Source organism: Rhodobacteraceae bacterium D3-12, assembly GCA_025916135.1.
Lineage (GTDB): Bacteria > Pseudomonadota > Alphaproteobacteria > Rhodobacterales > Rhodobacteraceae > JAKGBX01.
On sequence record CP104793.1, the window covers coordinates 1,607,892 to 1,630,998 of the forward strand.

Sequence of the window (23,107 nt, forward strand, 5' to 3'; positions counted from 1 at the left end):
GAGATGATCGAGCTTTATGAATCCCAGCGGGCGATGCGCAACATGCGCAAGGCGGCGATGCAACGCGGTGTTGTGGCCATTCTGGATGTCGGCAGTTCCAAGATTGCCTGTCTGGTTCTGCGCTTTGACGGCGCCGATCCGGCGGGGGGCGATGTTGGGTCGCTGGCCGGGCAGGCGGGGTTCCGGGTGATCGGTGCGGCGACCACGCGGTCGCGCGGGGTTCGTTTTGGCGAGATCGACACGATGGGCGAGACCGAGCGCGCCATTCGCACCGCCGTTCAGGCCGCGCAGAAGATGGCACAGGTCCGGGTTGATCATGTGATCGCTTGTTTTTCGGGGGCCGAGCCGCGCTCTTACGGGTTGGCGGGTGAGGTCGATTTGGACGGCACGGTGGTGACCGAGCAGGACGTCAGCCGGGTGTTGAGCGCCTGTGATGTGCCGGATTACGGCGACGGGCGGGAAGTTTTGCACGCGCAACCGGTGAACTTTGCGCTGGATCATCGCAGCGGCCTGTCCGATCCGCGCGGGCAGATGGGCGCAAAGCTGGCCACAGATATGCATATGGTGACAGTGGATGCAGCGGCGATCCAGAATTTGGCGCATTGCGTGCGCCGCTGTGATCTTGAGCTGGCGGGAATTGCGTCGTCGGCCTATGTGTCGGGTGTTTCGGCGCTGGTTGAGGACGAGCAGGAGCTGGGCGCGGCCTGTATCGACATGGGCGGCGGGTCGACCGGCGTTTCGATTTTCATGAAAAAGCACATGATCTATGCCGATGCGGTGCGCATGGGCGGCGATCACGTGACCAGTGACATTTCGATGGGGCTTCAGGTGCCGCTGACCACGGCGGAGCGGATCAAGACGTTTTATGGCGGCGTGATGGCCACGGGGATGGATGATCGCGAGATGATCGACCTTGAGGGCGAGACCGGCGATTGGGAACATGACCGCCGTCAGGTAAGCCGCGCCGAGTTGATCGGGATCATGCGGCCACGGGTTGAGGAAATGCTGGAAGAGGTGCGCGCGCGCTTGGATGCCGCCGGGTTTGAGCATTTGCCGAGCCAGCAGATCGTTTTGACCGGCGGTGGATCGCAGATACCGGGGCTGGATGGGCTGGCGTCAAAAATTCTCGGCCAGCAGGTGCGGCTGGGACGGCCCTTGCGGGTGCATGGGCTGCCACAGGCGGCGACGGGACCGGGGTTTGCCAGCGCGGTGGGCATGTGCCTGTTTGCGGCGCATCCGCAGGATGAGTGGTGGGATTTCGAGATCCCGGTTGATCGCTACCCCTCGCGATCGCTTCGCCGCGCGGTGAAGTGGTTCAAGGACAACTGGTGAGCCGGAGACGAATTCTTTTGAAGAATTCGGTCAAAAATCCTTGGAGGATTTTTTGGCGTTTTCTTGGAAAGAAAACGGGGCGACGTCTGCTGCGAATTTCGGTTCCCTGTGGAAAAGTTGCGTGTTAGGTTTGAGATAAGCTGCGCAGATGACGCGGTGCGGAGGGTCGAGCAGGGACCCCGCAAATTTGAAGATTCGTTTGAGCCGCATGGGGGCCATCCGTGCGGGGCGAATCTATGATTGTGTTCGCTTCGTGAAAATCCGCAATATCTGCCACGATCGGCGAAATCCCGCGTGAATTGCGACAAATAACCACCATATTTTGTGCAAAACCTGTGTTTTTTGGGTGACGTTGAGGGCCTCATTCGTTAATAATAGCCCAGATTAGGCAGAAAAATCCCGCGAATGCGGGTCTCAGACATCAGGCGGACAGTAACCATGACATTGAACCTCACCATGCCCGGACATGAAGAGTTGAAGCCCCGTATCACCGTGTTTGGTGTCGGCGGCGCAGGCGGTAACGCGGTCAACAACATGATCGCGAAGCAATTGGAAGGCGTGGAATTCGTCGTTGCCAATACCGATGCGCAGGCGCTGCAACAAAGCCAGTCGGCGGCACGTATCCAGATGGGGATCAAGGTTACGGAAGGGCTGGGCGCGGGGGCGAAAGCCACCATCGGCGCCGCCGCCGCAGAAGAGAGCATTGAGCAAATCGTTGACCACCTGGCCGGCGCGCATATGTGCTTTATCACCGCGGGCATGGGCGGAGGCACCGGCACCGGGGCCGCGCCGATCATCGCACAGGCCGCACGCGAGCTGGGTGTTTTGACCGTTGGTGTTGTGACCAAGCCGTTCCAGTTTGAAGGCGGTAAGCGGATGAAGCAGGCCGAGGATGGTGTTGAAGCCCTCCAGAAGGTTGTTGATACGCTGATCATCATTCCCAACCAGAACCTGTTCCGTCTGGCCAACGAAAAAACCACATTTACCGAAGCGTTTTCGCTGGCGGATGATGTTCTGTACCAAGGCGTTAAGGGCGTGACCGACTTGATGGTTCGCCCCGGGTTGATCAACCTCGACTTTGCCGATGTGCGCGCCGTGATGGACGAGATGGGCAAGGCGATGATGGGCACAGGCGAAGCCGATGGCGAAGATCGCGCCACACAGGCTGCCGAGAAGGCAATTGCCAACCCGCTGCTCGACGAAATCTCGCTCAAAGGGGCGAAAGGCGTTCTGATCAACATCACCGGCGGGCATGACCTGACGTTGTTTGAACTCGACGAAGCGGCGAACCGCATTCGTGAGGAAGTGGATCAGGAAGCCAACATCATCGTTGGCAGCACGCTGGACGAAGGCATGGAAGGCGCGATGCGCGTAAGCGTTGTGGCCACCGGCATTGATGCGAGCGAAATGGTGCATGACATTCCGGTGCCGCGCCGCAAGCTGTCCGAGCCGCTGAAGCCGACCGTTTCGGCAGAAGAGGAAGCACCGCGGGATGAGCGCCCGCAAGTGGCCGCTGCTGCTGCCACCGCCGCAGTTGCGGCGACGGCTGAGCCGGAACCGTCGTTGTTTAACGAGCTGGAGCCGCAAGTGGCTGCGCCGGAAGAGCAGGCGGAAGAGTTCTTTCACGAGCAAGCTGCACCTGCTGCGCCTGCCGCACGGGACGACGATGGTCTGCCTGCGCCGGCCTATCGCCCGCAGGTTGCTGCGTTCCAGCCGCAAGCCGATGCAATCGACGCCGACCCGGAAGAGTTTGTGGCGCCGACGGCTCCGGCCCCCGGCACACCGAGCCCGGATGCGATGGCCCGCCTGAAGGCTGCCGTGCAGCGCGCGCCCGGTTCGGCGCAAACTGAGCCGCAACAACAGCAGCCGCACGCCCAAGCCCAAGAGCCCGCCGCGCAGGATGCGGAAAAGCCGCGCTTTGGCATCAACTCGCTGATCAACCGGATGACCGGCCATGGTGCCGATCAACCGCAAGCCCAGCCGCAACAAGCGCCACGTCAGCAGCCGCCGGTTCAGAGCCAACCGCGTGCCCAAGTGGCCCAGCCAAGCGTGCAAGCGCCGAGCCCGGCAGAAGAAGCCGAGCAGGAGCGGATTGAAATTCCCGCCTTCCTGCGCCGTCAGGCGAACTGAAACAAAGGCGCAAAAAGCGCCCTTGACCACGCGTCAGATTGAACAAAGAAGCCCGCCGGAAACGGCGGGTTTTTCTTTTGTTTGCAAGTGCTTGCCGGGAAAGTGGCGAAGTTCTGCCTATGCCGGGGAGGGGTTGTTTCATTGCCGTTACAAAGAGTGAATTGAGGCAGGCTGTGGCGTCTATTATGTTTACGCCAACGGCAAGCATGACTTGCGCAAATCCGAGGTTCTTCGTGCAGACGACGATCAAATCATCCATCACCTTTCACGGCGTAGGCCTGCATTCGGGCAAGCCGGCGCGTTTGGTGATCCATCCGGCTTCGGCCGAGCATGGCATCTGGTTCAAGCGCAGCGATATTCATATCGGTGATACGCTTGTGCCCGCCCGTTGGGACGCCGTGAACCAGACCCCGCTTTGCACGCGGATCGAAAACGCCAAAGGTGCGAGCGTTTCTACGATTGAGCATGTTATGGCCGCTCTTGCCGGATGTGGTGTGCATAATGCGCTGATCGAGATTGATGGGCCGGAAGTGCCGATCCTTGACGGCAGCGCCGCGGCGTTTGTGCGCGGGATCCTGTCGCGCGGCATCGTTCAGCTTCGCGCGCCTGTGCGTGCGATTGAAATTCTGGAGCCGGTTGAGGTGCGCAATGGCGACGCCTGGGCACGGCTTGAGCCGGGTCGGGTTCTGAGCATTGATTTTTCGATCGAGTTTGACGACGCTGCGATTGGCGCACAGCGCAAGTCGTTGAACATGTCGAACGGAACCTTTGTGCGCGAACTTTGCGATAGTCGCACCTTCTGTCGTCAGGCGGATGTGGATGCGATGCGCGAGCAGGGGCTTGCCCTTGGTGGGACGCTGGACAATGCGGTTGTGGTCGATGGTGAAAAAGTGCTGTCGCCCGGTGGTTTGCGCCACGACGACGAAGCCGTGCGCCACAAGATGCTGGATGCTTTGGGCGATTTGTCGCTTGCTGGTGCGCCGATTATCGGGGCGTATACCGGGCACCGCGCGGGGCATGCGTTGACCAATGATTTGCTGCGCAAACTGATGCAGACGCCCGGCGCGTTCAGTATGGTTGTATGTGACCGCGATACGGCTGCACATTTGCCCGGTGTCGGGGCGCATATGGGCGAAATCCCCGCTGTCGCCTAGGCCAAAATACGTGGCGCGGCAGCACCGACTTGCAAAAATAATTTCGACATTGGGGAAATCTGGTCCTGTGAAGGCGTCAAAGGCGTTTTGCACCGGAATTTTCTGTGCTAGGAAGCATTCCAAAGGGGCGAGCAGCCCAAGGGTTTGTTCGAACGAAGGGTAAGATCGGGCATGACAGGCGGTGTAATCCGGGCAAGTCTGCTGAGTGCAGTATTGGCGACGACCATGGTTTCTGGCTGTGGTGGGACCGCTGATGCCGTGCGCCGGGGCGACATTCCGATTGAGACGTTCTCCGCTGAGCAGATTTATGAACGTGGTGAATACGAGCTGAACCGCAATCAGGCGGGCGAAGCGGCGCATTACTTTGGTGAAGTTGAACGGCTTTACCCTTATTCCGATTGGTCCAAACGCAGTCTGATCATGCAGGCCTATGCCTATCATCAGGACAAGGACTATGAGAACAGCCGCGCCAGCGCACAGCGCTATATCGACTTTTACCCGACCGATGATGATGCGGCCTATGCGCAATATCTTCTTGCGCTGAGCTATTACGACCAGATTGACGAAGTTGGCCGCGATCAGGGGCTGACGTTCCAGGCGTTGCAGGCGCTTCGTGTGGTGATCGAGCGCTATCCAGATAGCGAATATGCGCGCTCGTCGGTGTTGAAATTCGATCTGGCCTTTGACCATCTGGCGGCCAAGGAGATGGAGATCGGGCGCTATTACCTGCGCCGTGACCATTACACCGCTGCGATCAACCGTTTCCGCGTTGTGGTTGAGGATTTCCAGACCACGACCCATACCGCCGAGGCGTTGCACCGGCTGGTTGAGGCCTATCTGTTGCTTGGTCTGACGGATCAGGCCCAGACGGCGGGGGCGATTCTGGGCCATAACTTCAAGGGCACCGAATGGTATGAGGACAGCTACAAGCTTCTTACCGGGCGTGGGCTTGAGTTGAAGGCGGCTGGTGATAACTGGTTGCGCCAGATTTATCGTCAGATGATTAAGGGCCGCTGGCTCTAGGCGCGGTGGGGTGAAACCCCACCCTACGGGGTGAACGGGATGCTGCGCAGCCTTGAAATTCGGGACATGTTGATCATTGACCGGTTGGAGCTTGAGTTCCAGCCGGGCTTGAATGTGCTGACCGGTGAGACCGGAGCAGGCAAGTCGATCCTGCTCGATTCGCTGGGGTTTGTTCTGGGCTGGCGCGGGCGGGCGGAATTGGTGCGCGCCGGGGCCGAGCAGGGCGAGGTGATTGCCGAGTTCGCATTGCCCGAGGGGCACGCCGCACATGATATCCTTGAGGAGGCCGGGTTGCCGGGGGGCGAGGAGCTTATCCTTCGGCGGATCAACACACGTGACGGGCGCAAGACCGCTTGGGTGAATGACCGGCGCTGTTCGGGCGATGTGTTGCGGCAATTGTCCGAAGTGTTGGTCGAATTGCACGGCCAGCACGACGACCGGGGCTTGTTGAACCCGCGCGGGCATCGGCTTCTCTTGGATGAATTCGCCGGTGTTGAGGCGCCTTTGAACGCCGTGCGCGTGGCTTGGGCCAAACGGGGCAAGGCGTTGAAGGCGTTGGAGAAAGCCGAGACCGCATTGGCCGAGATGAAGGCCGAGGAAGAGTTTTTGCGGCACGCGGTTGAGGAGTTGGATACGCTTGACCCCCAGCCGGGTGAGGACGGCGAGCTTGATACGCAGCGCCGCCGGATGCAGGCCGCGGAGCGGGTGCGCGAGGATATCCTCAAGGCGCTGGAGATGCTGAGCGGGCCGAGCGGCGGTGCCGAGAGCATGGCGGGCGATGCGCTGCGCTGGCTTGAGCCGGTGACCGGAGAGGTGGACGGTGTTCTGGACGCACCGCTTGAAGCTTTGGGTCGCGGGTTGAACGAATTGGCCGAGGCAAGCGACGGGATAACACGCGCGCTTGAGGTGCTGGAATTCGAACCGCACGCGCTTGAGGCCTGTGAGGAGCGGTTGTTCGCGATCCGCGCCTTGGCACGCAAGCATGAGGTGATCCCCGACGATCTGGGCGCGTTTGCCGAAGAGTTGCGCGGGCGACTGACGGCGCTGGACCGGGGCGATGCGGATCTGGCCGAGCTGAAACGTGCGGCGGAGGCGGCGGAAGCGGGTTATGCCAGTGCCGCCGAAGCGTTGCGCGACAAGCGGGCCAAGGCGGCGGCCAAGCTCGACAAGGCGGTGATGCGCGAGTTGCAACCGCTCAAGATGGAGCGGGCGGTGTTCAGCACCGAAATGGCCGAGGCCCCGGCGGGGCCGGAGGGGATTGATGCGGTGCAATTCACCGTGGCGACCAACCCCGGCGCGCCATCTGGCCCATTGGGCAAGATCGCCTCTGGCGGCGAGTTGAGCCGGTTTCTTCTGGCGTTGAAGGCGAGCCTGTCAGAGCGCAACGCCGGGGTGACGATGATTTTCGACGAGATCGACCGCGGGGTCGGAGGGGCGACGGCTGATGCGGTGGGGCGCAGGTTGTCGGCGCTTGCCGATGGGGCGCAGGTATTGGCGGTGACACATTCGCCGCAGGTGGCGGCGCTGGCCGGGCACCACTGGCGCGTGCAAAAGCGGGTCGAAAAGGGCGTAACACTGTCGACGGTTGTGCCGCTGGACGCCGAAGAACGGGTGGCAGAGATCGCGCGGATGCTGTCGGGGGATGTGATCACCCAAGAGGCACGCGCGGCGGCAGAACGGTTGATGGGCTGAGATTGCTGGGCTGAGGTGGGCGCGGGCCCAATAAACGGGTCGCGCAAATGAAAAAACCCCGCATCCGATACCGCTAATACAATGCAGCAGAGCCGATGCGGGGCCGTAATTTTATGAAAATGCGCGCCATCAACTACACGACAACAACGCCTTGAACAAAGAACCTCTCGCCCGAAGGCCTATTCAATTCCCTTGTTGCGAAGGTGCCGAATTCGGGTCGATCTGTCATACCCCATATGGGGTAAGTTGCCATTATTCAGACAAATTCGTCTAAAATATCAAGCACATCGCTCCACTCTAGGAAGAATATGAGCTGACCCGCTTCCGCATAGGTTTTAAAGCGAATCCACGGGTAGTCCTGTTGAAACTCGGCCAGGGTTTCCGGAGAGGTCTGTGGATCTTGGAGGCCGTTGACAAAGACCACCGGGCAGCGGTTTTCGATTTGTTTGACGACACCGCTCCAATCAGAGGTTTCTTGTTCAATCACCTCGGCGGCAAAAGCGGCGTGGGCGGTGAATTCTTTGGAGAGGCTAACCTCGGAGCCGACAACCATGGCTTCGAACACTTCGGGGTCTTCAAAGGTTTTGATATCGGCGGGGCTGTCGCCATAGACGGCCTGAAGAAAGCGCCGCTTGCCGAGCTTGCGAGCGAGGGCAAAGCCCGCCTTGACCATGAATGGCAAAAGGTGCGGCGTATAGCGCGCGCCGGCGAGGATGAAGCGGTGCCATTTGTGCATCCGTTCATATTGCTCGGGGCGGGTGAGGGGCAGAATCCCGGCGCAGGCGATGATTGCTGTAACCCGATCGGGATAGCGGTTCTGGAAATGGGCGGAAAAATACACGTCGCCGCCCATCGACAGGAACGGGCAGGCGGTGACGCCGAGGTGATCAAGCAGGTGGGCGTAATCATCGGTGATGACATCGGAGAGCACGGCATTGCGCGTCAAAGGGGTGGAGTTGCCGAAACCGGGACGCACCGGCACGATGATCTTGATCCCGCGGCGCGCGGCCTCGGCCTCGGCAGAGGCGGGCCAGCGGGTGAGGCCATAGTCCTGTGGCCCAAACATGCAGGGTTTGCCCGCTGGATCGCCGAGCACAAGATAGTCAAAGCGCCGCCCATCGGGCAGCATCAGCGTGTGGTAGGGGCGCGGTTCGAGAGAGCGGAAGCCTTTGCTTTGCTCTGGTGTGGTGGCGTCTGCGGTGTCTTGGGTAAAGGTCGCCATATCCATCGTCGCAAGGGTCAGACGGATAAGCTCGGCTTGGCTTCTGGTTTCGGTTTTGGCCATCAGCGATTTAAGCTGGGAGCGCACCGTATCGACGGAGCGGCCACGCATTTCGGCGATGTCCTTGATGCCGTGGCATTCGGACAGAGCGCGCAAGACTTCGATTTCCGCCGGGGTCAGGTCGAAGACCGATTTGAGGAAGGCATCAAACCCGGCGGGCCAGATCAGTTCGGACGTGACGGCGATGACAAAGGGGGCGGATTGATCGGTGCGCAGCGCGCGAAGCTGGATCAGGATCAGGCGAGGTTGCCCTTTGAGGCGGGCGCGAAACAGGGTCGGATCATCGCGGTTCGACATGAGCAGGCGGGTGACCTGATCACCGAGCGCAGTAAGGTCATCGGGGTCGAGGGGCAGGTCGGCAAGCGTGCCTGATGCGCTGAGGCCAAGCACGGATCGCGCCGCAGGATTGACGGCGCCAATCGTATGATCGGGGTTGAGCGTAAAGCTGGCGGCGCTGTCAAAGCGGGCGACCAGTTCAACCGGTGAGCCTTTGCTTGCGTCATCCGAGGCGAGGCTGTCGAGCACTTTGGAGGCGCGGCGGAAATGGGTTTCGAAATCAATCGCGGTCAGGGCGATTGGCGTATCGAGCCCCTGCGCCCGGCGATAGGGGCTGATCATGGTTTCCCAGACGTCCAGCAACTCCTCATACCGCTCAGGGTCAATGGCCACCTCATAGAGCCGGTCAATCGCCACTTGGGCCTGTGCGTTCGGAGTGCGCTCTGTCGGCTTGTTGTCGGGCGTCTTGGCATTCATGCCGGTTCCGTCCTAATTTTGACCTTTTGGTCAGAGTAGGTCGAAGACGGTGATATTCAAAGCTCTAAAGAGGTGTGGACGTAAGGAAAATTCGTGGCTTGGCTTTGATTCTGCACATTAATTACGCGGCGGGACCAGTTTGCCGGGGTTCATGAGGTTGTCGGGATCAAGCGCCTGTTTGATCGCGCCCATGACCTGCCAGCCATCACCGTGTTCACGCGACATATAGTCGAGCTTGCCCATGCCGATGCCATGTTCGCCTGTTGCCGTGCCGCCAAGGGCGAGACCGCGTTCGACCATACGGTTCGAGGCGGCCTTGACCCGCGCCATGGCGTCGGCGTCTTGGGGATCAAACATCAGCACCGAATGGTAATTGCCATCGCCGACATGGCCAAGGATCGGGCCGTAGAGGCCGCTTTCGGCCAGATCGGCGGCGGTGTCGTTGATCGCCTGAGCAAGGTTGGAAATTGGCACGCAAACGTCGGTGACCAGCGATTTACACCCCGGCCGCGCGGCATAGATCGCATAGGCGCCATTGTGGCGCATGGTCCAGAGGGCGTTGCGATCTTCGGCGCGGGTGGCCCAGTCAAAGCCGTGGCCGTTGTGATCGGCGATGATCTCGCCAAAGACTTCGGCCATTTCGGCGACGCCGCTGTCCGAGCCGTGGAATTCGACCATCAGGTGCGGGCATTCCGGCATGGAGACCCCGGCGTAGGCGTTGAACGCCCGGACCGTATCAGCATCAAGCAGTTCGATCCGCGCCATCGACAGGCCCATCTGGATCGTGTCGATCACGGCGCGCACGGCGTCATCCACCGTGTCAAAAGCACAGATCGCGGCGGTGATTGCTTCGGGCTGGCCCTGAAGGCGCAGGGTCAGTTCGGTGACAAGGGCGAGGGTGCCTTCGGAGCCGACCAAGAGCCCGGTGAGATCATAGCCCGCCGAAGATTTGCGCGCGCGTGTGCCGGTGCGGATGATACGGCCATCGGCCAGCACCGCTTCGAGGCCAAGGACGTTGTCGCGCATGGTGCCATAGCGCACGGCGGTGGTGCCTGATGCGCGGGTCATGGCCATGCCGCCAATCGAGGCGTTGGCACCGGGGTCGACCGGAAAGAACAGCCCCGTCGCGCGCAGCTCGCTGTTGAGCTCTTCTCGGGTGAGGCCGGGTTGCACGGCGACATCCATGTCGCCCTGACGGACTTCGATCACCTTGTTCATGCGCGCAAAATCGACCACAACGCCGCCCTGTTCGGCCAGCGCCTGCCCCTCAAGCGAGGTGCCAGCGCCCCAGCCGATAATTGGCACGCCATGGCGTGCACAGATTTTCACCAGTTCGGACACTTCGGCCGTTGTCTCTGGATAGGCGACTGCATCTGGCGGCGCGGCGGGAAACCATGTTTCTGAGCGGCCATGTTGCTCCAGATCGGGCTTGGACAGGCTCAGCCGTTGACCTAGGATTGTCGATAACTCATTAAGTGCTTGTTGATGGCGCATCTTTTTCCCCCGAGCGATGCCGTCGCAAGACCTTAAGGCAAGATGCGGGGCTGGGGAAGGGGAGGCAATTTCAATTTGACTAAAATACGGGGCATCTGCGGTTTATGAGCCAATCCACCCGCTCTCTGTTGCGTCAGAAGTCACGTAGCGCATGGAACGAGATGCGTCGGGGCCTTTCTGTGCTGCGCAGCAAGGGCCCGAGTCAGGTGCAGTTCTGGTTTCTGGCGCTGTTGATCGGAGTGGGCGCAGGGTTTGCGGCATTGGTGTTTCGCAAGGGGATCGACGCCTTGCAGGCCTGGGCCTATGGCACCGAGGATGTGCTGTTGCTGCACAGTTTTGCGCAAACGCTGCCTTGGATCTGGATCGTGCTGATCCCGGCGATTGGCGGGCTGGTTGTTGGGCTGATCCTTCATTTTTTCACCGATGATGGGCGGGTCCGCGCGGTGGCCGATGTGATCGAAGGCGCGGCGATGTATCAGGGCCGGGTCGAGCGGCGGGCCGGGGTTGCGTCGGCTGTGGCGTCGCTGATCACGCTTGGCACGGGCGGGTCGAGCGGGCGCGAGGGGCCGGTGGTTCATATCGCCAGCGTGATTTCCAGCTGGGTGAGCGAGCGTATCCACGCCAATGGCATCACCGGGCGCGATTTGCTGGGCTGTGCGGTGGCGGCGGCGGTGTCGGCGTCGTTTAACGCGCCGATCGCGGGGGCGTTGTTCGCGCTGGAGGTGGTGTTGCGCCATTTTGCGGTGCATGCGTTCGCGCCGATTGTGATTGCCAGCGTGGCGGGCACGGTGATCAACCGGTTGGCCTTTGGGGATGTGACGGAATTCACGCTGCCGGTGGCGACGGCGTTGGAGTTTTACGCCGAGTTGCCTGCGTTTCTGATCCTTGGGTTGTTGTGCGGATTGGTGGCGGCGGCCTTGATGCGCGGCGTCTTTCTGGCCGAAGATTTTGCGAGCGTTGTGCAGGAGCGCGCGCATACCCCGCGCTGGCTTCGCCCGGCGCTGACCGGGGTGTTGCTGGGCGGGATCGCGGTGTTTTTCCCGCATATCATCGGCGTTGGCTATGAGACGACAAGCGCGGCGCTGACCGGCAAACTGGTGTTGCATGAGGCGGTGGTGTTTGCCGTGCTCAAGGTGATTGCGGTCTGTATCACCATGGCCGGGCGCATGGGCGGCGGGGTGTTTTCGCCGTCGCTGATGGTGGGTGCGCTGACCGGCTTGGCGTTTGGCCTGATTGCGACGGGGCTGTTCCCCGAGGTGAGCGGCTCGCATACGCTTTATGCGTTGGCGGGCATGGGAGCGGTGGCGGCGGCGGTGTTGGGCGCGCCGATTTCGACCACGTTGATCGTGTTCGAGATGACCGGCGACTGGCAGACCGGCCTTGCCGTGATGGTGGCGGTGAGCATGAGCACGGCCTTGGGGTCGCGTTTGGTGGATCGCTCGTTCTTTTTGACGCAACTGGAGCGGCGGGGCGTCCATCTGGCGGCGGGGCCGCAGGCCTATTTGCTGGCGATGTTCCGCGCCGTGAGCCTGATGAAACCATTGGGGGAGCGGGAATGCCCGGAGGAAGAGGCGCTCTGGCAGATGGTCGAGGAGGGCACCTATGTCGACGCCAACGCCACGCTGGAAACCGCAATGCCGGTGTTTGAGCGCAGCGGCGCGGCCTATCTTTCGGTGCTGAGCATCACTGGCGAGGACCGCAAGCCGGAGCTTTGGGGCGCGCTATGGCATGTAGATGCGCTCAAGGCCTATAACAAGGCGCTGGCGGCGACAGCGGCGGAAGAGCATTCGTGACAGGGTGACGGCAGGTAGGGTGGGGTTAAACCCCACCTTACGGGCGCAAGCGGTTTCAGATCCGCTCAACCGCGACTTCTTCTGTGGCGTAGAACGCCAGGTGATCCTTGATCCGCGCCACGTCTTCGCCGGGGGTTTCATAGCTCCACGCCGCGTTTTCGATGGTTTTTGATTTGGTCACGATCGAGAAATAGCTGGCGTCACCTTTCCAAGGGCAATGGCTTGTGTGGTCGCTGGAATCAAGGAAGGCCATGGCAATGTCACCGCGCGGGAAATAGATCACCGCGGGATAGTCGCCTTCGACCAGTTCAAGCGCGTTTTTGCTTTCGCCCAGAACAGCGCCGCCGGCGCGCACGACCCATGTGCCGGGTGCACTGGTGATGGTGATTTTCGGTGCCATTGGATTGCTTCTCCCAGGATTGGACGATCTTCCGGCGAGCATAGCGGCCGGATGTTGCGAAACTATGTCAGATGGCGACGGGAAAGGACAGGACCTCCTGTCGCAACGTCGCGGCACTGTTCAGAGTGGCTCGGTTGCGGCCATGAGCCATGTCTGTGCCGCAGGGCTAACGCGTTCGAAGAGCGCATCGCGGCAGGCCATATGGTAGCGGTTGAGCCAGTCGATTTCCCCCGCATCCATCATCGCGGGCAGGATCAGCCGCCTGTCGATCGGCACGAAGGTAAGGGTGAGGAACTCATACATCGCCCGCTCGGGATCGGCGGTGGGCAGGTCGGCGGCCTCTTGCACCACGATCAGGTTCTCGATGCGGATGCCAAAAGCGCCTTCGCGGTAATAGCCCGGCTCGTTGGACAGGATCATCCCCGGTTCCAGAGGCACATGCGAGATCCGCGACAGGCGCTGCGGCCCTTCGTGCACACAGAGGTAAACGCCGACGCCGTGGCCGGTGCCATGGTTGAAGTCCTGCCCGGCAAGCCAGAGGTGATAGCGCGCCAGCGGATCAAGGTCGCGCCCGGCGAGGCCTTGTGGAAACCGCGCGCGGGAAATGGCGATCATGCCCTTAAGGACACGGGTAAAGGCGCGGCGTTCCTCTTCGCCCGGCTGACCGACCGAGAGGGTGCGGGTGATGTCTGTGGTGCCGTCGATATATTGTCCGCCACTGTCCAGCACGATCAGGTGGCCGTCTTCGAGCGTGGCATTGGTGTCTTGGGTCACACGGTAGTGGATGACCGCGCCGTTGGGGCCGGTGCCGGCGATGGTCTCGAACGAGATGTCGAGCAGCGCGTTGCTGGCGCGGCGGTGCCCTTCGAGGGCGGTGACCACGTCGATTTCGGTGATGGTGCCGGGGGATTGCGCATCAAACCATGTGAGGAATTCGACCATCGCCGCGCCATCGCGCAGGTGCGCGCCTTGGGTGGCGGCGATTTCGGCCTCGGTCTTGCGCGCTTTCGGGAGCAGGCAGGGGTCTTGGGCGAACACATAGGCGCGCCCGCTTTCCTGAAGCGCGTGAAGCGTGGCGATTGGCGCGGTTTTCGGATCGAGCCGGATGTTTCCGGGAAGCGAATGCAGCGCTGGCAGAAAGGCCGAGGGCGGGCGCAGGGTTACATCCGCGCCAAGGTGGGCCTTGAGGGTGTCATCCAGCTTGGCCGGATCAACAAAGAGCGTGACGCGCCCGTCGTCGTTGAGCACGGCAAAGCAATGTGGCACCGGGTTGCGCGGAATATCTGTGCCGCGAATGTTGAGCAACCACGCGATACTGTCGGGCAGGGTGAGGATGGCGGCCGACTGTCCCGCGTTGCACAGGGTTTCGCCCAGACGCGCGCGTTTGGCGCCATGGGTTTCCCCGGCGAGCTCGGCTGGATAGGGCGTGATGCGCCCCTGTGGTGGCGCGGGCTGATCCGGCCAGACGCGATCGACAAGGTTCTCGCAAGGGTCGAGCGTGATACCATGCGGCGCCGTGCGGAGTTCGATTGTGCTGATTTCATCCGGCGTGTGCAGCCACGCATCATAGCCAACGCGCCCGCCATTTGGCAGCATCTCGACCAGCCAATCGCCAAGCGAGGTTTCAGGCCATGGCACAGGGGTGAAATGCTCAAGATCAACCTGTTGCTTGACCTGGGTGCGATAACGCCCGTCGATAAACACTCCCGCAACATCGCAAAGCGCAGCACAAAAGCCCGCCGAGCCGGTAAACCCGGTGAGCCATGACAGCCGGTCGTCATGCGGGGCGACATATTCGCCCTGATGCGCGTCGGCGCGCGGGATGAGAAAGCCGGCCAAGCCCTCACGTTTCAACTCTTCGCGCACCTGCGCCAGTCTTGGCGGACCCTGATCCGGGCGGGCGGTATCTTCGAAACTTTGAAACATGCGGTCTCCCAAGGAACTATCTTGCGGTTGAGCCATATCGAAGCGCGAAACCCCAGTGATGTGCAAGCACAAACCGCCCCCTCCGCCGTGCTCCCTGCCACTGTTACGTCTGAAGGCAGGGGGGCACTTTGCCCACCCACCCCGCACGGCGGAGGGGGCTCTGGGCATCATCGCAAGGCGCTTGGGTTTTTTGGGTGGAAATGAGTGTTCTTGCCTAAGAAAGAAACGCAAGCTTGCCATGGAGCGCAAGTTTTCAGTTTCTTTCTTGGTAAAAATACGCAGAAAACGAGCAAGCTTGCCGCCCGCGCTGTGCGAGCGAGTGTCACACCACACTCTCTAAATTCTGGGGCCGAGCGAAGCGAGGCCCCCCCGGCGACGCCGTCAGGCGGCGCAAACCCTAGCTGGCTCTGCGGATGCCCACCATGCGCGCACGGGCGCGGGGGTCTGTGTCAAACAAGGCGGCGAGTTGTTCGGTCATCGCGCCGGCCAGTTGCTCGACATCGGTGATCGTCACCGCGCGGTCATAGTAGCGCGTCACGTCATGGCCGATGCCGATCGCCAAAAGCTCAACCGCCTTGCGTTTCTCGATCATCGCGATCACGTCGCGCAGGTGTTTTTCAAGGTAATTGGCCGGGTTCACCGACAGCGTGGAATCATCCACCGGTGCGCCATCGGAGATCACCATCAGGATCTTGCGCGCTTCAGGCCGTTGCCCCATGCGGCGGTGGGCCCATTCAGTGGCTTCGCCGTCGATGTTCTCTTTCAGCAGGCCTTCTTTCATCATCAGCCCGAGGTTGGGCCGTGCCCGCCGCCAAGGCGCGTCGGCGCGCTTGTAGACGATGTGGCGCAAGTCGTTGAGCCGTCCGGGTTGTTGCGGGCGGCCATCGTTGAGCCATTTCTCGCGGCTTTGCCCGCCTTTCCACGCGCGGGTGGTGAAGCCGAGGATCTCGACCTTCACATCGCAACGCTCAAGCGTGCGGGCCAGCACGTCGGCGCAGATCGCTGCGATCGAGATCGGGCGCCCGCGCATCGAGCCGGAGTTGTCCAGCAGCAGCGTCACCACCGTGTCGCGGAATTCCATGTCTTTCTCGCGCTTGAAGCTGAGTGGCGTTGTCGGGTTGGCCACCACGCGCGCCAGTCGCCCGGCGTCGAGAATGCCTTCTTCGAGGTCAAATTCCCACGAGCGGTTCTGCTGGGCCTGCAGGCGGCGTTGCAGCTTGTTGGCAAGGCGCGACACCGCCCCTTTGAGCGGTTCAAGCTGTTGGTCGAGATAGGAGCGCAGCCGCTCAAGCTCGGCCGGTTCGGCGAGGTCTTCGGCGGCGACCTCTTCATCGAACTCGGTCTCAAAGGCGTTGTAATCCGGGTCGGCATCCGAAATCGGTGGTGGCGGGGGTGGGTCGAGCGGGGCTTCGCCATCGGGCATCTCGGCCTCTTCGCCCATTTCCTCGTCGGCCATTTCATCCATCGAAACTTGGGCTTCGGCGGCGTCTTGTTGCTCGTCCTGGCTTTGCTCTGGGTCGGCCTCGCCGTCTTGGTCCTGGCTGTCGTCCTGACCGGTTTCGTCGGGGTTGTCCTCTTCTTCGGAGTCGTCTTCGGCTTGGTCTTCTTGATCTTCGTCGCTGGCGTCGGGGTCTTCACCGAGCTGGTCGCCATAGCCGAGATCGTCGATCACCTGCCGTGCGAAGCGGGCGAATTCGGTCTGATCGGAAAGCTTGTCTTGCAGATCCTCAAGCGTGCCACTGGCCTGTTCTTCGATGAAGCCCTGCCAGAGTTCCATGACATTGCGCGCACCGGCCGGCATGTCGCGCCCGGTGGCGAGGTGACGCACGAGATAGCCCGCCGCCGCCGCAAGCGGCGCTTCGGTACGGTCGGCAATCTGTTCATACCCGAGGCGGGAGCTGTCATTGGCGATCTTGGCGTCGATGTTGCCGGCGGTGCCGGGCATGTCGCGTGCGCCCATGGCTTCGCAGCGGGCGGTTTCCATCGCTTCGTAGATCTCGCGCGCCATGTCGCCGGGGGGGACATAGCGGGAATGGGTTTGCGCATCGTTATACTTGTGCTTCATCGCCAGCGCGTCGGCGGTGCCACGGGCCAGCAGCACCTCGTCGCGGGTCATCCGGCGGCTGACCTGTGGCAGGCGCATGGCATCGCCCGAAAGCCCCGAGGGGTCGACCGTGTAAGAGACCGAAAGCTCGGCATCATCGGCCATCACTTTGGTGGCTTCGGCGAGGGCCTTCTTGAACGGATCGGCGGGGTTTTCGGTCTGCTTTTTCATGAGGTCTGTTATCGGGCCTTGGGCGCGGCGCTGCAAGGTGGAATCACGCGGGGTCGTGGCGTAAATCTATCCCAGCAGCAGCGCGGTGCACTGTGCCATATGGCGGGTTGCAAGGCTTTGGGCGCGCGCGGCCTGTGCGGTATCGCGGCCAAAGGTGGCGCGGGTGAGCAGGGCGGCATGGGCTGCTTTTGCCTCGATCCGCCAGTTGAGCACATGGCGCGCATGGCCGGGTGGCATGACTGCGTCGAGCAGGGCAAGCATCGCTGCGCGCTCATCGCGGGTTGTTTCAGAGGCGGGGCCGTCGACCAGCCATTGATGTTCCATCAAGGCGGACAAGCGCCCCGCACAGTTTGCGAAGCGGTGCAAAAGCGGGTCGGGTGGCGCGGCACGTAGGGCTGTGGCGGGCTGTGCTGCCGTGTCAGTTGATGCCGCAGCCTGTGGCAGGGCCATCGCAAGAAAGCATGAGATGGCGAGGCAATATCCGGCGCGATGCGTTCGTAAACTGCTCATAAAGATGACTTTAGGGCAATTTTATTGCCAATCAATTCATCATTATGAAAACGCGCGCGCGTTGTGGCGCAATTACATGGCGGCGGCGACTTCGGACAGGGGGAGCCTGTCGGTGGCCAACCGAGCCAGCACATCAACATGCACGTCGAGCGCGTCGATCACGCGATAGCCGGGATCCTGCCCGTCGAACGCAAGGTTGAGGTCGGTGCCCGCAAGCACGATGGCGTCGGCGCCGTGGGTGTCGACCAATTGCTGTCCGGCCTCATAGAAGAGGGCGCGTTGGTCCGCGGTGCAATGGCCCGCGACGGCCATGTCCAAATAGGTTTGGCCGATGCTGTCGATCTGATCCTCAAGCGCGACGGCACGGGTTTTCGCAAGCTGGCCGTAGAGCCCGGTGCGCATGACAACGCGGGTGCCCAGAAGACCAACGGTGCCGATCCCTTGGGCGGCGAAATACTCATCAAGCGGAGTAACGCCAGAAACGAGCGGCAGGGGAGAGAGCGGCACGGTTTCCTCAAAGCAAAAATGCCCGCCGAGTGAGGTGATCGCGGCGCAGTCGCAGCCTGCGTCATGCAGGCGGTGGAGCAGGCGGGCATATGTTTTGGCCTGCGTGGCGCGATCATCTGCAAGGTTGGTTTTGATAAGCTCATGCACGTCGGCATGGACGATGGTGAGGTCGAGTTTACCGCCCAAGGCCTCAACCGCGGCGGTCAGGCGTTGATAGTAGACGATGGTTGCGGCGACGCCGATCCCGCCGATAAGGCCGATGTGCATGGGCTTGCTCCTTTGATCGGGAGGAGAGCGCGGATTAGTGGCGAGGTCAAGGGGGAGAGCGGTCAAGCTGTGAGGTCAGGCTGTGCGCCCGGTAGGCGGCTCAGGCGCCGGGGCAGCTTGCCACCCGCTGAAAGACCGAGAATGTTCCGCTCGCTAGATCGGTTGGAAAGGGGGATGCGGGGCCGATGCTCCACGCATCGCACCATTCGGTATAGCTGGTGCCGTCTTCCCAATGCGGTTTGAACACGCCAGAGACAAGGCACATGTCGACTTGGTCGGCTTTGGCCTTTTTGACTTGCCAACAGGTGCCGGCGTAGTCTTTTGCCGGGGTTTGCAAGATGCGGTAACCGCGGCGTCCGGTGATCTTGCCAGAGGCGTCTTTGGTAAATTTGCCCCCGACCATCTGGCGCACGGCGATTGCGTAATCGCCGGGCTTGAGGGGGTTTTCTGCGGCCAGCGCGGAGGGAGAGAGAATGACCCCCACCGCAACGGCCGCAAGACGCAGCATTAGCTCAAGCTCACGCTCGCGGCGCTTTCCGGCAGTTCCTCGTCAAAGCAACGCTGGTAGAATTCCGCCACGGTCTGGCGCTCAAGCTCGTCACATTTGTTGAGGAAGGTCACGCGGAAGGCATAGCCGATATCGCGGAAGATCTCGGCGTTTTGGGCCCAGTTGATGACTGTTCGGGGCGACATAACTGTCGAGAGGTCGCCATTCATAAAGGCGGTCCGGGTGAGGTCGGCCACGGTGACCATCTGACCGATCTGCTTGCGGCCTTTGTCGGTGTTGAAATGCGGGTTCTTGGACAGAACGATCATGGTTTCCGCATCATGGCTGAGATAGTTCAGCGTGGCGACAAGCGACCAGCGGTCCATTTGCGCTTGGTTGATTTGCTGCACACCGTGGTAAAGGCCGGTCGTGTCACCAAGGCCAACGGTGTTGGCGGTGGCGAACAGGCGGAAATACGGGTGGGGTGTGATCACTTCGTTCTGGTCAAGCAGGGTCAGCTTGCCATCATGTTCCAGAATACGCTGGATCACGAACATCACGTCGGCGCGGCCGGCGTCATATTCATCAAACACGATCGCGGTGGGGTGGCGCAGCGCCCAAGGCAGGATGCCTTCGTGGAATTCGGTGACCTGCTTGCCATCGCGCAGTTTAATCGCGTCTTTCCCGATCAGGTCGATCCGGCTGATATGGCTGTCGAGGTTGACCCGCACACAGGGCCAGTTCAGCCGTGCCGCGATCTGTTCGATGTGGGTCGATTTGCCCGTGCCGTGATAGCCCTGAATCATCACCCGGCGATTGTGCGAGAAGCCCGCAAGGATGGCGAGCGTGGTGTCGCGGTCGAATTTATAGGTGCTGTCCAGCTCGGGGACGCGGTCTGTGGCTTCGGCGAAGCCCTTGATTTTCATGTCGGACTCAATGCCGAACACATCGCGCACCGAAATATCCTCGGTTGGTTTCACGTTGCTGTCGATGGTGCCGTCGGCCATGTCCCGAAATCCTTGTCGCGTCTTTTGAAATTATTGTCGGCCTGTGGTGCAATAATTCGCGCCCAAGGGCAAGGGGAAGCGGGCGTGACGCCGGGGCGTTTTCGCTTAAGCCTCAGGATGGGTGGTGACGTTGGGCGGATTTTCTGTTTTGGTGCGCCAATGACAACGCGCGACGACATCGAAGAAATGCTGGCCCGGTGCGCCCTGAAAGACAGGGCGGCCTTTGGCGCATTATATTCTGCGACCTCGGCGAAACTTTTTGGCGTTGCCCTGCGTGTGTTGAAGGACAGGGGCGAAGCAGAGGAAGCGTTGCAGGAGGCTTATGTGCGGATCTGGCACAAGGCCGACAGCTATAGCGTGAATGGGCTGAGCCCGATGACATGGCTGATTACGGTGATGCGCAACCTTGCGATTGACCGCCTGCGTGCCCGTCAGAGGCGCGCGGTGCCAGCCGCCGAAGACGGCGCGGCCGATTTGCTGGCCGATCCGGCACCGGGGCCAGAGGCGCAGGTCATCGCCCAAGAGGGACAGGCCCAGATCGAGGGCTGTCTTGGAGAATTGGACACCGCGCGGGCCGGGGCCGTGCGCGGGGCTTATCTGGATGGGCTCAGCTATGGCGAGCTGTCCGAGCGGTACGACGTGCCGCTCAATACAATGCGAACATGGCTGCGCCGCAGTCTGTTGAAACTTAGGGAGTGTCTGAGCCGATGAGCGTGGGCCGAGATCGCGAAGAGGACCGCCAGCTGGCCGCGGAATACGCGCTTGGCCTGCTGGATTCGGCCGAGGCGCGCGTCTTTGAGGCGCGGCTGGCGGCGGAGCCTGACTTGCGCGAAGACTATGCGCTCTGGGCTGAAAGCTTTGCAGCATTGACGGATAGCATTCCCGATCAGACCCCGCCGCGTGATGCTTTGGCCAAAATCGAGGCGGTGCTGTTTGCACCAGAGCCCAAGCCGCGCTGGAGCTTGTCGCGGTGGCTTGGCCTTGGGGTAACGGCGGCGGCGGGTTTGATGATGCTTGTGCTCTGGCTTGGTCCGATGGGTCCAGCGCCGCGACCGGATATGGTGGCGCTCTTGGCGGCGGATAGCGGTGATCTCAAGGTGAGTGCGGGCTATGTCAGCGATGAAAAGACGCTCTATCTTGATCGCAGTGTGGGGCGCCCGGCCAGCGGGCGTTCGTTCGAGCTGTGGTTGATCGAGGGCGATAACCCGCCGGTATCCTTGGGCGTTTTGCCGGATGTCGATCGGGCGTTGATCGTTGTGCCGGAGGCGCTTTCCGCTCGGATGGCGGGGGGCACGCTGGCGATTTCGGACGAACCCGAAGGCGGGTCGCCCACCGGCGCGCCGACCGGTGCGGTGCTTGCTGTGGCGCCTCTGATCACGTCGTCGTGATCGGCTGAAATCTTTTGAAACTCTTGTCTCTTGGCTGACGTGGTTGCTTGTGACCCGACCGAAAAGCGGTTGGGACCAACTTAGTTTGACAGGAGTTCAACATGACACGTTTCAAAATCACCACCACGGTTCTTGCCCTTGCGATCAGTGCTGGCGTTGCCGGTGCGGCAGGCCAGTCCGGCGACAACCCGATGGTGGGCGGCGCGGCGATGTATGCCGATAAGAACATTGTTGAGAACGCCGTAAACTCAACCGATCACACCACGTTGGTTGCGGCTGTGAAAGCGGCCGGTCTGGTTGAGACGCTGCAGAGCGACGGCCCGTTCACCGTGTTCGCACCGACCAACGACGCTTTTGGCAAACTGCCTGAAGGCACCGTGGAGAAGCTGCTTGAGCCGGGTATGAAGGACACGCTGTCCAAGGTTCTGACCTGTCATGTTGTGTCGGCCAATGCGCTGTCGGATGCCATTCAGGGAATGATCAAGGACGATGGCGGCATGCACCCTGTTCCGACCGTTGGCGGGTGCACTCTGCAAGCCAAGATGATGGGCGATACCATTGTTCTTGCTGATGAAAATGGCCGCGAAGCGAAGGTGACCATCGCCGATGTGAAACAGTCGAACGGTGTGATCCACGTGATCGACACGGTTCTGTTGCCCAAGCAATAAGACCATAGCCGACGCGCGATGACGCACCCCGTCTTGTGCCCTTTGATGGGTCGGGACGGGGTGCAGCGCCTCGGGGCAGATATGCTCAGATCACGCCGGCGCCAGCGCTGGCTGGCGTTTGGCGTGACGGTTTGAAGAGTGCCGTGAGTGCCAGTGTTAACAAGTGCTTCTTGGACCAGTTTGTATGAGTGCATCGTTTTCCAGTTGAGCAGTTTTAACGAGTGAGCCCCCCAGTTTTAACGAGTTCACGACAAGTTGCATCGCCTGTGATTGCAAGGTTGCGGGCGGTGCAGCACAACAATGAGAGCGACGAAAGAGGAGTGTCGATATGTCCAACAAGATGAACCGCCGGTTTCTGGTCGGAACCGCTTTGGCCGGGTCGGCGCTTGCGATGGCAGGGCTTAACCCGCGCCGCGCGGCGGCATTTGAAGTGACGCGTACCGACAAGGAATGGCGCGCGATGCTGACGCCGTTGCAATACAAGGTCATGCGCCGCGAAGGCACGGAACGCGCCGGTTCTTCGCCGCTCGACAAGGTGTACGACAAGGGCGTGTTCCATTGCCGGGGCTGCGATTTGCCGCTCTATTCGTCAAAGCATAAATTCGATAGCGGCACAGGCTGGCCCAGCTTTTGGAAAGCGCTGGCGAAGTCGATTGAGACCAAGCCGGACCGCACGATTTTCGGCACCCACACGGAATGCCATTGCCGCCGCTGCGGCTCGCATTTGGGGCATATTTTCGATGACGGGCCGAAGCCGACCGGCAAGCGCCATTGCATCAACGGTGTGAGTCTGGTGTTCAGGCCCGCATAAAAGGGCCCGCATAAAAGGGTATGCGCCAAAATTCTGAACAAAGATTAACGGGGCCGCGCGGTGAATTGCGCGGCCCGTTTTCGTGTTGGCGAACGGGACGTTGGGGGAGGGCGATTCCCGCCCTCGGGCGCGCCGTTGCTGCAAAGGCTGTCAGCGAGGCACAGGGGCGGGCGTGACGCATGCCCGTCCGGGGGCAGCCTGCAAGGTC

Annotated in this window: 19 protein-coding genes; 10 read left to right on the forward strand and 9 right to left on the reverse strand. The window is 61.4% G+C overall.

The genetic code is table 11. From position 1 onward, the window contains the following. The first annotated feature begins 3 nt into the window (after nucleotides 1–3). From ftsA to recN, 5 genes are all read left to right on the forward strand, one after another. Nucleotides 4–1,332, forward strand: coding sequence for a cell division protein FtsA (gene ftsA, locus N4R57_07965; protein ID UYV38938.1), 1,329 nt, complete (start codon nucleotides 4–6; stop codon nucleotides 1,330–1,332). Between the two features lie 438 nt (nucleotides 1,333–1,770). Further along, nucleotides 1,771–3,462: a cell division protein FtsZ gene (gene ftsZ / locus N4R57_07970; GenBank protein UYV38939.1), complete on the forward strand. Its 1,692-nt coding sequence runs from the start codon at nucleotides 1,771–1,773 to the stop codon at nucleotides 3,460–3,462. A gap of 233 nt (nucleotides 3,463–3,695) precedes the next feature. Further along, complete coding sequence (lpxC, locus tag N4R57_07975) at nucleotides 3,696–4,616, forward strand: UDP-3-O-acyl-N-acetylglucosamine deacetylase (protein UYV38940.1); 921 nt, start codon at nucleotides 3,696–3,698, stop codon at nucleotides 4,614–4,616. Nucleotides 4,617–4,787: 171 nt separating this feature from the next. Then, the gene (locus N4R57_07980) at nucleotides 4,788–5,639 is read left to right on the forward strand and encodes an outer membrane protein assembly factor BamD (protein UYV38941.1); all 852 of its coding nucleotides are present in this window, start codon (nucleotides 4,788–4,790) and stop codon (nucleotides 5,637–5,639) included. A 39-nt stretch (nucleotides 5,640–5,678) separates the two neighbouring features. Beyond that, nucleotides 5,679–7,331 carry a DNA repair protein RecN gene (gene recN, locus N4R57_07985; protein ID UYV38942.1) on the forward strand — a complete coding sequence of 551 codons (1,653 nt, stop codon included), beginning with the start codon at nucleotides 5,679–5,681 and terminating at the stop codon, nucleotides 7,329–7,331. Nucleotides 7,332–7,587: 256 nt separating this feature from the next. Here recN and N4R57_07990 read toward each other — a convergent pair whose 3' ends face one another. Further along, complete coding sequence (locus N4R57_07990) at nucleotides 7,588–9,366, reverse strand: LuxR C-terminal-related transcriptional regulator (protein ID UYV38943.1); 1,779 nt, start codon at nucleotides 9,364–9,366, stop codon at nucleotides 7,588–7,590. A gap of 117 nt (nucleotides 9,367–9,483) precedes the next feature. Further along, the gene (locus tag N4R57_07995) at nucleotides 9,484–10,860 is read right to left on the reverse strand and encodes an FAD-binding protein (GenBank protein UYV38944.1); all 1,377 of its coding nucleotides are present in this window, start codon (nucleotides 10,858–10,860) and stop codon (nucleotides 9,484–9,486) included. Between the two features lie 104 nt (nucleotides 10,861–10,964). Between N4R57_07995 and N4R57_08000 the strand changes: the two genes are divergently transcribed. Further along, nucleotides 10,965–12,653 (forward strand): chloride channel protein, encoded by a 1,689-nt coding sequence (locus N4R57_08000; GenBank protein UYV38945.1) that lies wholly within the window; start codon nucleotides 10,965–10,967, stop codon nucleotides 12,651–12,653. Between the two features lie 55 nt (nucleotides 12,654–12,708). Here the strand turns inward: N4R57_08000 and N4R57_08005 are convergent, their stop codons facing one another. The 7 genes from N4R57_08005 to cobS form a co-directional block, all read right to left on the reverse strand. Continuing rightward, the gene (locus tag N4R57_08005) at nucleotides 12,709–13,053 is read right to left on the reverse strand and encodes a DUF427 domain-containing protein (GenBank protein ID UYV38946.1); all 345 of its coding nucleotides are present in this window, start codon (nucleotides 13,051–13,053) and stop codon (nucleotides 12,709–12,711) included. Nucleotides 13,054–13,173: 120 nt separating this feature from the next. Then, on the reverse strand, nucleotides 13,174–14,979 hold the full coding sequence (locus N4R57_08010; GenBank protein UYV38947.1) for an aminopeptidase P family protein: 1,806 nt from the start codon (nucleotides 14,977–14,979) through the stop codon (nucleotides 13,174–13,176). A 397-nt stretch (nucleotides 14,980–15,376) separates the two neighbouring features. Continuing rightward, nucleotides 15,377–17,254, reverse strand: a complete 1,878-nt coding sequence (gene cobT / locus N4R57_08015) for a cobaltochelatase subunit CobT (GenBank protein ID UYV38948.1) — start codon at nucleotides 17,252–17,254, stop codon at nucleotides 15,377–15,379. Nucleotides 17,255–17,320: 66 nt separating this feature from the next. Continuing rightward, nucleotides 17,321–17,764 carry a hypothetical protein gene (locus tag N4R57_08020; GenBank protein UYV38949.1) on the reverse strand — a complete coding sequence of 148 codons (444 nt, stop codon included), beginning with the start codon at nucleotides 17,762–17,764 and terminating at the stop codon, nucleotides 17,321–17,323. 72 nt (nucleotides 17,765–17,836) lie between these two features. After that, nucleotides 17,837–18,538, reverse strand: a complete 702-nt coding sequence (locus tag N4R57_08025; GenBank protein ID UYV38950.1) for an aspartate/glutamate racemase family protein — start codon at nucleotides 18,536–18,538, stop codon at nucleotides 17,837–17,839. 100 nt (nucleotides 18,539–18,638) lie between these two features. Next, nucleotides 18,639–19,046 (reverse strand): hypothetical protein, encoded by a 408-nt coding sequence (locus N4R57_08030; GenBank protein ID UYV38951.1) that lies wholly within the window; start codon nucleotides 19,044–19,046, stop codon nucleotides 18,639–18,641. Then, nucleotides 19,046–20,032 carry a cobaltochelatase subunit CobS gene (gene cobS, locus N4R57_08035; protein ID UYV38952.1) on the reverse strand — a complete coding sequence of 329 codons (987 nt, stop codon included), beginning with the start codon at nucleotides 20,030–20,032 and terminating at the stop codon, nucleotides 19,046–19,048. The genes N4R57_08030 and cobS overlap by 1 nt, the downstream gene beginning before the upstream one ends. Nucleotides 20,033–20,191: 159 nt before the next feature. Between cobS and N4R57_08040 the strand changes: the two genes are divergently transcribed. The 4 genes from N4R57_08040 (at nucleotide 20,192) to msrB (ending at nucleotide 22,899) form a co-directional block, all read left to right on the forward strand. Beyond that, on the forward strand, nucleotides 20,192–20,743 hold the full coding sequence (locus tag N4R57_08040; GenBank protein ID UYV38953.1) for a sigma-70 family RNA polymerase sigma factor: 552 nt from the start codon (nucleotides 20,192–20,194) through the stop codon (nucleotides 20,741–20,743). After that, the gene (locus tag N4R57_08045) at nucleotides 20,740–21,420 is read left to right on the forward strand and encodes an anti-sigma factor (protein UYV38954.1); all 681 of its coding nucleotides are present in this window, start codon (nucleotides 20,740–20,742) and stop codon (nucleotides 21,418–21,420) included. The genes N4R57_08040 and N4R57_08045 overlap by 4 nt, the downstream gene beginning before the upstream one ends. 101 nt (nucleotides 21,421–21,521) lie before the next feature. After that, nucleotides 21,522–22,088, forward strand: coding sequence for a fasciclin domain-containing protein (locus N4R57_08050; protein ID UYV38955.1), 567 nt, complete (start codon nucleotides 21,522–21,524; stop codon nucleotides 22,086–22,088). A 340-nt stretch (nucleotides 22,089–22,428) separates the two neighbouring features. Further along, entirely contained in the window at nucleotides 22,429–22,899 is a 471-nt protein-coding gene (gene msrB / locus N4R57_08055) for a peptide-methionine (R)-S-oxide reductase MsrB (GenBank protein UYV39535.1), read from the forward strand. The last annotated feature ends 208 nt before the right edge of the window (nucleotides 22,900–23,107 follow it).